The organism is Nostoc sp. DedQUE12b (genome assembly GCF_034530835.1).
In the GTDB taxonomy this organism is placed as follows: Bacteria; Cyanobacteriota; Cyanobacteriia; order Cyanobacteriales; family Nostocaceae; genus Nostoc.
Window position 1 is genome coordinate 25,216 of the sequence record NZ_JAVRCI010000074.1, and the last position, 8,504, is coordinate 33,719.

9 protein-coding genes are annotated in these 8,504 nt (G+C 40.3%); 5 read left to right on the forward strand and 4 right to left on the reverse strand.

Annotation, left to right across the window (positions count from 1 at the left end):
• Together RMY16_RS26400 and RMY16_RS26405 are read left to right on the forward strand one after the other, a co-directional pair.
• Window positions 1-435: HAD-IC family P-type ATPase (locus tag RMY16_RS26400; RefSeq protein ID WP_322738845.1), on the forward strand; the 435-nt coding region annotated here is incomplete at its 5' end.
• 198 nt (window positions 436-633) lie between these two features.
• Window positions 634-1,122, forward strand: coding sequence for an FHA domain-containing protein (locus RMY16_RS26405; RefSeq protein ID WP_322665546.1), 489 nt, complete (start codon window positions 634-636; stop codon window positions 1,120-1,122).
• Between the two features lie 80 nt (window positions 1,123-1,202).
• Here the strand turns inward: RMY16_RS26405 and RMY16_RS26410 are convergent, their stop codons facing one another.
• Window positions 1,203-1,550, reverse strand: coding sequence for a hypothetical protein (locus RMY16_RS26410; RefSeq protein ID WP_322665545.1), 348 nt, complete (start codon window positions 1,548-1,550; stop codon window positions 1,203-1,205).
• 250 nt (window positions 1,551-1,800) lie between these two features.
• Between RMY16_RS26410 and RMY16_RS26415 the strand changes: the two genes are divergently transcribed.
• Window positions 1,801-2,721 carry a TIGR01777 family oxidoreductase gene (locus tag RMY16_RS26415; RefSeq protein ID WP_322738846.1) on the forward strand — a complete coding sequence of 307 codons (921 nt, stop codon included), beginning with the start codon at window positions 1,801-1,803 and terminating at the stop codon, window positions 2,719-2,721.
• A gap of 74 nt (window positions 2,722-2,795) precedes the next feature.
• Here RMY16_RS26415 and RMY16_RS26420 read toward each other — a convergent pair whose 3' ends face one another.
• The 3 genes from RMY16_RS26420 to RMY16_RS26430 form a co-directional block, all read right to left on the reverse strand.
• Entirely contained in the window at window positions 2,796-3,041 is a 246-nt protein-coding gene (locus tag RMY16_RS26420; RefSeq protein ID WP_322738847.1) for a hypothetical protein, read from the reverse strand.
• 135 nt (window positions 3,042-3,176) lie between these two features.
• Entirely contained in the window at window positions 3,177-3,599 is a 423-nt protein-coding gene (locus RMY16_RS26425) for a hypothetical protein (protein ID WP_322738848.1), read from the reverse strand.
• 92 nt (window positions 3,600-3,691) lie between these two features.
• The gene (locus RMY16_RS26430; protein WP_094352468.1) at window positions 3,692-4,048 is read right to left on the reverse strand and encodes an iron-sulfur cluster assembly accessory protein; all 357 of its coding nucleotides are present in this window, start codon (window positions 4,046-4,048) and stop codon (window positions 3,692-3,694) included.
• Between the two features lie 321 nt (window positions 4,049-4,369).
• Here RMY16_RS26430 and RMY16_RS26435 point away from each other — a divergent pair, with 321 nt between their 5' ends.
• Window positions 4,370-6,001, forward strand: a complete 1,632-nt coding sequence (locus RMY16_RS26435) for a DUF6930 domain-containing protein (protein WP_322738849.1) — start codon at window positions 4,370-4,372, stop codon at window positions 5,999-6,001.
• Window positions 6,002-8,038: 2,037 nt separating this feature from the next.
• Window positions 8,039-8,218, forward strand: coding sequence for a CopG family transcriptional regulator (locus RMY16_RS26440; protein ID WP_322665538.1), 180 nt, complete (start codon window positions 8,039-8,041; stop codon window positions 8,216-8,218).
• Window positions 8,219-8,504 lie beyond the last annotated feature (286 nt).

Consider the following 8,504-nt stretch of genomic DNA (forward strand, 5'->3'; position numbering starts at 1 on the left):
CAAAGAAAACTCCTAACTCCCCACTCCCCACTCCCCACTCCCCACTCAGCACTCAGCACTCAGCACTCAGTTGTGGCAATGGTAGGAGATGGAATCAACGATGCTCCAGCTTTATCTCAAGCGGATGTAGGAATTGCTTTACACTCCGGGACAGATGTGGCGATGGAAACTGCTGAAATTATCCTAATGCGCGATCGCCTAAACGATGTCGTCGAATCTATTCAGCTTAGTCGTGCCACCTTCAACAAAATCCGCCAAAATTTATTCTGGGCTTTTGCATATAATACACTTGGCATTCCTTTAGCAGCAGGTGTTTTATTTCCTAGTCTGGGTTTTGTGCTTAACCCATCTGGTGCTGCTGCATTAATGGCTTTTAGCTCTGTTAGTGTCGTTACCAACTCAATATTATTACGGCGATTCGCTCATCGCCTGTAAAATACTCCTTTACACGTCCAATTTGCCACCACAAATCTTGGATTATCAAAACACAATTCAGGAGTCAGTCTTCAGATTAAGAGACTTACCAAAGCTATCATAGCTACTGGAGTAGAACGGCCATGTTCTACTCTTTCAAGGTATTATGCAATTTTAAAGCTTATTTAGATTAGCACCACAAACTTATGGTGCGCAAAAATGCCAAGATACGATACTAAACAAAGCTTAATCAATTACAGTTCCACCGATTTGTCAATGGCAGCAGAAACCAATGAAAACCATCTACTGATTATTGAAGACGATCAAGGTCGCAAAGAATTTTCTCTGGAGCACCCCGTCTACTCTATTGGTAGAGACCGCGAATGTAATATCCGTTTGATGTCGCAGTTTGTCTCCCGCCGCCATGCCACATTAGTGAGATTGCCACGAGAGCATAATAGTCATAGCTACTATTACCGGATTGTAGATGGCGATGCCAAAGGTAAGCCTAGTTCCAATGGTTTGATGATTAATGGACGCAAGATACCAGCCCACGATCTCAGAAATGAAGACGAGATCGTTTTTGGGCCTCAAGTACGTGCCATTTATTACCTTTTAAGAAACACTCAGCGTTTAGGACAAACGGATTCGAGCGAGTACGACATTACACTAATAAACCCCGGTATGGCCGAGGATTTAGAGGAGTAGGAGAGTGAATTATAACGATCAATCACAGTCTGGTACTCCCACGGTTTGAAGCCGTGGAAGTATCAATTCAATCACCAAAACTATCCTGCAATACTTTCAATCAAATGCCAATGGCGGCTACTTTCAATAGCTTGCTTGATTAACTCAAACATTTGTCGGCAGTAATTATCTAGGTGAATTGGTAGTTCTTCATTTTTAATCACAATACTCATCCGAGTTTCTGTTTCGGTAGATTTTGATTTGTCAATCAGTACTTCTACTGTTATTAATTTAGGAAAAGGAACATTTCCAGGAACCTCACGACCGATAATATATTCGGCTGTGTGATACTGAATATCCAACTGACAGTCCTGTAGAAGTTCTACAAGTAACGGCACCAGATGGTCACTAGGAACAGAAACAATAAATGAACAGGTATAGCGAGCCATAATAGCCCCAAGCCTTGCAACACTCCGTCCATCCTATAATACCGAAGTATCTAAATATAAAGTCATTAAAAAATCAAAGTTTTTGAGAGTAAGTACTACCAGATATACAGTCAATGAAGAAGCAAAAGGCAGTGTTTCGACTACGCTCAACTGCCGCGTAGTCGAAACACTGCCTCCTGCCCTCTGACTTCTTTGGTAAGCTGAAAGTTTGATCAAAAACTTTACAATAAAGGTTTGGCTGAGGTAGAAAATGAAAGTCGCAATTACTGGGGCAACAGGATTTGTCGGTAGTCGTTTGGTACAACGATTACATGGGGAAGGTCATAAAATAGTAGTATTAACTCGGAATACCACTTTTGCTCAAAAGGTTTTTCCCTCTGAGGCTTTCCCTAATGTAGAAATTGTTGCCTATACACCAAATGCATCTGGTTCTTGGCAAAGTGTCATCGCTAGTTGTGATGGCGTAGTTAATTTGGCAGGAGAACCTATTGGTGAAGGGCGCTGGACACCAGAACGGAAACAAGAAATCCTCAATAGCCGAAAGTTAGGTACAGAAAAAATAGTTGAAGCAATAGCCAAGGCTAACCCTAAACCATCTGTGTTAATTAACGCTTCGGCTATTGGCTACTACGGCACCAGTGAAACGGCTACCTTTGATGAGACTAGTCTATCTGGTAACGATTTTCTTGCCCAAGTCTGCCAAGCCTGGGAAGCTGAGGCGAGAAAAGTAAAAGATGCTGGTGTGCGACTGGTAATTCTGCGTTTTGGGATTGTCTTGGGCAATGGTGGTGCTTTAGGTAAAATGATTCCGCCTTTCAAACTCTTTGCTGGCGGGCCTATTGGCAGTGGTCGGCAGTGGTTCTCATGGATTCACGTAGATGATTTAGTTAACCTGATTTTGCAAGCTTTAACTAAACCGGAAATAGAAGGCGTATATAATGCCACTGCTCCTAACCCAGTCCGAATGGCAGATTTAAGCCAAACCTTGGGACAAGTGATGAATCGACCTTCTTGGTTGCCTGTTCCTGCTTTTGCGATCGAAGCCCTTTTAGGAGACGGGGCGATAGTAGTTTTAGAAGGTCAGCAAGTTATCCCAAAACGCACTGTGCAAACAGGCTTTGAGTACAAATATCCTAATTTGCAACCAGCATTAACACAAATTCTTAATTAAAAGGGAGTAGGGAGCAGGGGAGCAGGGGAAAGTTGTAGTAAGTTTTCCCCTATGCCCCATGCCTTATTTTTTGACTATTGACTAGAAAGAAATTTTTTGGAAACCCAACTGATAACACCGCTGAGAATTGCACCGCCCATGAGAATGCCAATTGCGGGGTTAAACAAGGGTTGCCACAGTTGGTGCCACAAATCCAAACCCAGGTTTACTCCTGCGGCATCACCGATCGCTGCGATCGCTAACCAGCCAAAGCCAAACAAAACCAAAAAAACATCTGCGACTAAAACCATGTTTAGCCAATTTAACAATTTATCTTTCATGATTGGATTGGGTACTGGGCATTGGAAATTGGGCATTGGGCATTGGGCATTGGGAAGAGATAGCCTAGAGAGTTATTTCAATAAATTCTCCCTTCTCCTCGTTGTCCCTAACCCCCAGTTTCCAATCCCCATTTTTTACTTTTCAAACAGCCAATTTTTGACTTTTGTTAAACTCTGCCAATCTGGTTTTCTAGTTAAACCGTCCTCAATACTATTTTTTATTTCATCACTCCATTCTTCGTTGACAAAAATCAACTGCTGTGCTATATCAATATGTTCCCGCAAGCCTTTTTGCTTTGTTTCCAGCATTGCTAAGGCGAGATTGATTCTAGCCTGGGGATCTTGGGGATTTAACTTGACTGCTTTCTGTCCAGCTTTGTAAGCCAAATTGGGTTTGTTATCGAGCAGATACAACCACGCTAAACAAACCCAAGCTGCACTAGTTTTAGGAGCGCGATCGCACACTTCTTTAAATACAGGGATTAAAGATTCTGCTGATTCTCCTGCTTTATAGCGTTCTAAACCTGTATCAAACAGGGATTCAACTGTATTAGTCATTGGTCATTAGTCATTGGTCATTAGTCATTAGTCATTGGCCGTTGGTCATTTGCAAAAGACAAAGGACAAATGACAACTGACAACTGACAATATTACACCCCAAATGACTTGCCGCAACCACAAGTTTGATTAGCATTGGGGTTAGTAAACTGGAAACCACCGCCAATCATGGCATCGCTGTAATCGAGCATTAAACCGTAGAGATATAACAAACTCTTGCGATCGCTGACAATTTTGAAGCCATCATAGTCAAAAACTTCATCATCAGGAGTGATTTTGCTGGTATCTTCAAAGTCCATCATATAAGACATCCCAGAACAGCCACCCTGACGTACTCCTACTCGTAAGCAGAAGTCTGTGCCTTGCTTGTCCCGGAGGGATTTTACCTGGTGCAATGCGGCTTCGCTCAACAGAATTCCGCGTTGTTGAGCCTGAATTGCTTGTGTCATCTGCTTTTCAACTCCTTAATTAGTATAAGCGTTACCCTATATCGGCTTGTTAATGCTTCTGGGTTGCTCGCTGAGTGTTTTTGTATTCATTCTAGCGGCTTAGATGTTGCTAGATACCAAATTGTAAACACTCCGTCAAAAGTAGCCAAAGATTTTTATTCTAGAATTGAGAGACTCAATGTGTTTATACATTCGGTATTCTTAAAATTCAAGCCTTACGGCAGCCTGAGAAGCAACAACCCTTCAGGTGCAGCCATAAAAATTTAATCCGAGGCTAGCTAGCCCCCAAAGTTTAGTTCCAAATTGCTTCTTTTGATCTCTATGACAAGTTTTAATCGCTCTACCAGTCGTCGGTTGAAGAAATTAACTCAAATTCCTTCTGTATGGGAGGGCGATCGCCGTCCGTTGTCATCACCAAACCAGCTGTCAGACTCAGAGGCAAAGGGAGAATGCATTCTTTGGGTAGATTACTCCCAAGGTGTTGTTCGAGGAATGGACGTGGTAGCTTCAGATATTGGCCCAGAAGCAATAGTTCGCACCTTAATGCAAGCAATGGAACATCCTCAAAGTCCGGCAAGGCCTGCTAGACCCCAAAGAATTGTAGTCAAAGACCGCGAGATCCAATTTTACCTGCGGGGAGTACTGCAAGATTTGGATATCGCTATTGATTACGCACCAGAACTGCCTTTAATTGACGAACTATTTCGTGGATTTGCCGACATCCTCGATAGTCAAACCCCCGACTTACCCCCGCAGTATGCACAAATCTTGCGAGAGAAAGCATTTGCAATTTGGCAAGCAGCACCTTGGGAATTTTTGCAAGAACAGCAAATTTTGTCAATCGAGATTAATAAGTGGGATGTTGGCACAGTCTACGCCTCAGTTATGGGAATGCTGGGAATGGAGTATGGGATTTTGTTTTATCGCTCAGAAGAGTCTTTAAAACAGTTTCGTGCCGCAGTTCTCACAGATGAAGAATCAACGGAGCATCTAGAAGAAGCGTTCCTCAAGCAAGATTGCTTGTTTCTCACTTTTGAAAGCGTTGACGAAACCGATGAAGATGACGATGAAGAAGATGATTTGGCGGATCTGCCATTATCAGAAATTGACCCTACTTTTGGTAATATCCACCCCTTAGAAGGACTACGGTCTGTTTTGTATGACGAAGAAGCATTGGTAATCTTGGTTGCGATCGAAAGCCTGAGCCGCTTTATTCGCGATCATCGTCGCCAACTTCATGAGGATATCTTCCCAACTCTCAGCCGTCGCTATCGCATTTCTCTACCGCAGCCGGAAGAATCAACTAAATCAGTGCCTGTAACAGTCTCTACCATGCCGCAGTTAGCATCAGAATTAGAGGAAATGGCAGGCTTTGGTATTGATGACGAGGAGATTGACAACCTTGATTTCCAATCATTACGAGATGACTTGATACCAGAAGATTCCTTCCTCAGCTTAGGTGTAGTGTCTTGGGAGATGTTGGATTCTCTGCGAAAGGGGGTCAGCTACCACCAGGCTAGTGAAATCAAACCAGTGGGTGATGGTTTGCCGGTGATTCTAATTCAAACTTCCCGGCCCAAGGCGAAGACTGTAATTGAAAGAATTGAAGCAGCAGGCGGATTGAGAGCAATTTGCTTTAATCCAGGTGCCGATCCCTTTGATGGCGATCGCTACGATCTGGGTTTATTGCAAACTCAAAATGGCGAATTGTTCCTATTCGGTGAATTTTTAGATGAAGATCCGATTCATGTCGAAGCCCGAAAAAAATGGAATCAACGCTGTAAAAATACTAAGGGCTACTGTGGCTTAATCATTGCCAAAGGACTAACGGGAGCCTCCCGTGGCAATCCTCAGTTAAAAGATATGATGGCTTTGTTTGAAGGGCGATCGCTTTCACCTAAAGATTTAGGTATTGGCACTCTCCAACTTATGCCCCAACTTAAATTTGAGTAATTGCATGAATAGCCGCAATCCTGAATTTCAAATTATCGGTATGAGAAATTAAGTTGATGTCTATTTGATTGATTAAAACTGCATTTAGAGGAGAAAATGAGAAGGCTTTGCCTTTTAACGTTTACCCCTCTTCTCTTTACCAACGGAGTGTTGATTCACCAGTGCTGAGTACTGTCTTACCCCATAGCGAAACGTGGGGATTGAAGTAAGGGCGCATCATTGACAGCAGATTTTAAGTTGGTGAGTTACACAAGTTAAGTCTGTTACCCAGATATAAAGCGTGTTTTACTCCTTAATTCAGAATTCTGAATTAAGGAGTAACTGTTTCAGGGAAGTAAAAAGGACTCAGAATTTTCACTTTTGTATATACCCCAATACAGTTGAGGATGAGCAACAAAACCCAGATGTATAGGGGTGATTTATCGCGTCTTGAAAGACCAATTGTCTACACCAATAACCTTTAACTAAACCCTACTGCTATATAACCCATCCCTGGTAGGCAGTCTTTTAAGCAGAGGTAGAGTGTTTCCAGTTCCACTCAGGCTTCGCCATCTGCGTACCAATCAGTATGCGGCACTTTTTCATGAATATTCATGTATATGTCAATACGAATACGCGACCAATATTGAGAAGCTAACTTTACCTAAATTTCATGAAGTACCTATATTTTCATAGTTTTCTAGTTATTTTATTTAACTTTTTTAGGTATAAATAACTACATTAAACTAAAATTTTATCTACAAAGACTGCTTGAATCAAAACTAACTGATGCGTTGAGATATTGGAATCTTTTTTTTAACAATTGTTTTGAGTTTAGGCTCCTGTTATATATCAATATCATTAAGCAAAAGTTCAGATAATATGTTTTTCTTTGTAATTTTTTTATGAAGGCAAAAAAATAGCTTTGCTAGTGTCTAAATGAAGATTATTTAAAGTGCGTAAATAATAGCTATAATAAACACACTACCGAAAAAATTAAAATATACAATTCTTTTTAGGGGTATACTTACCAGATAAAAATAGTTGTAACAAAAATTTTCTTGGCAGAAATTTATATCTTGGCTTAGAGATGAGGAAATTTTTTATGTCAAACTTATAACGCCCTACTTAGCTAAAAAGGATTTGTATAATCTTCAGATAGATGAAGACGAAAAATCGTAAAAATCTTGCTACTTTCAAAGCAATCTATATCGCCAGAAAGAAGATAAACAAAATGCAATACTTTATTGCATTTTGACGATAATTTATTGTGAAAATATGAAACAAAACTAAAATATTATCGGCAACAGTCAAATAACATCACATATATTTTGGACAAGTTAGTCTGTGTGAAATTACAGATGTTGCTGTCAAAAATTACCAAAACAATTGGCAATTTAAACTCAGTAGACTGAGCATTGTCCCTTTTTTTCTGGCTACTATATTGGCAATGAAAAGCAATCAGCTTGATCGAAGTAAGCCAAAATTCATAACAGTTAAAGTAGCTCTGAAGTTCTTGGTTACAGTCTGGTTACATATGGGTGTTTCTTTTAAGCGATCGCTTATTTGCCTACTTTCTAAGTCACTATTCACGCTTTATACACACCACTCCAACCCTCCTATAAACCAGCATTTCAGCATGATAATGATTCTGAAGCTTTATTTTTTGGTGTTCTAGCAGATATTCTCTCCAACTGGGTTTGACGAACTTAGTTAAGAGAGAAGGTCAAATGCTTTCAATGGAGAATAACTTTGGAAATCTTCATTGATTCAACAGTAGGTATGTTGAATTCCTTTATAAAATTTCATTGTCAGGGTTTACTCATGCTGTTAGTAGGGTTATTATCTTCAAAAGCAACGATGTGCTATTTATGCTGTCACAATAGTAACAAATAAAGTGTAGTATTTTGATTTTTTTAGAAAATGATCAATCCTTTGACAAAACAAACATTCTTAATATTAATGGTATTACTTGTTTCGTGAGACAAACTCTGATAACCTTATCGGTTCCCTCTTTAATTTAGACTCTTTCGACCATCTAAATATACAGCAGATAGCATGATAATGACAAATAAAAAATGGGCAGTTAAACGCATAACAGTTAATCTCGCAACGCAGGAAGCGGAAAAACTAGAAAAATATTGCCAACAAACAGGTAGACCTGCAACTGATGTGATTCGTGAACTGATTAGAAGTTTGCCTGTCTCCGATGACGACAGTAAAGATGCAAACAACTAAGAAGTGACTTTCACAACTTATCGAGAAAACTGCTTTGCCACCAAAAAAATATCTCTGATACTTTTGAGAGTCCGCTGCTATGGACAAAAGTTTGTCTAGATGATACAGGCGCGTTTTTATCGCGTCTGGTCATTTACCGGGACTAAAAGAAGTAATCAAAGAGTTTTTAGTATCGATATTGGCAAGCATTAATATGCTGCTGGAGTTGATATTAAGTAGCAAATTCCGACACCAACCCAGTTACAATCTGTAAAGAAACTGAAAAGGAACGACGGAATGCGTGTTG

What these genes read in the sequence shown, in the direction of transcription:
- RMY16_RS26415 (WP_322738846.1), top strand. Translation starts at nt 1,801, where the DNA reads ATGAAAGTCGCAATTACTGGGGCAACAGGATTTGTCGGTAGTCGTTTG.
- RMY16_RS26430 (WP_094352468.1), bottom strand. Translation starts at nt 4,048, where the DNA reads ATGACACAAGCAATTCAGGCTCAACAACGCGGAATTCTGTTGAGCGAA.
- RMY16_RS26440 (WP_322665538.1), top strand. Translation starts at nt 8,039, where the DNA reads ATGATAATGACAAATAAAAAATGGGCAGTTAAACGCATAACAGTTAAT.
- RMY16_RS26420 (WP_322738847.1), bottom strand. Translation starts at nt 3,041, where the DNA reads ATGAAAGATAAATTGTTAAATTGGCTAAACATGGTTTTAGTCGCAGAT.
- RMY16_RS26410 (WP_322665545.1), bottom strand. Translation starts at nt 1,550, where the DNA reads ATGGCTCGCTATACCTGTTCATTTATTGTTTCTGTTCCTAGTGACCAT.
- RMY16_RS26425 (WP_322738848.1), bottom strand. Translation starts at nt 3,599, where the DNA reads ATGACTAATACAGTTGAATCCCTGTTTGATACAGGTTTAGAACGCTAT.
- RMY16_RS26435 (WP_322738849.1), top strand. Translation starts at nt 4,370, where the DNA reads ATGACAAGTTTTAATCGCTCTACCAGTCGTCGGTTGAAGAAATTAACT.
- RMY16_RS26405 (WP_322665546.1), top strand. Translation starts at nt 634, where the DNA reads ATGCCAAGATACGATACTAAACAAAGCTTAATCAATTACAGTTCCACC.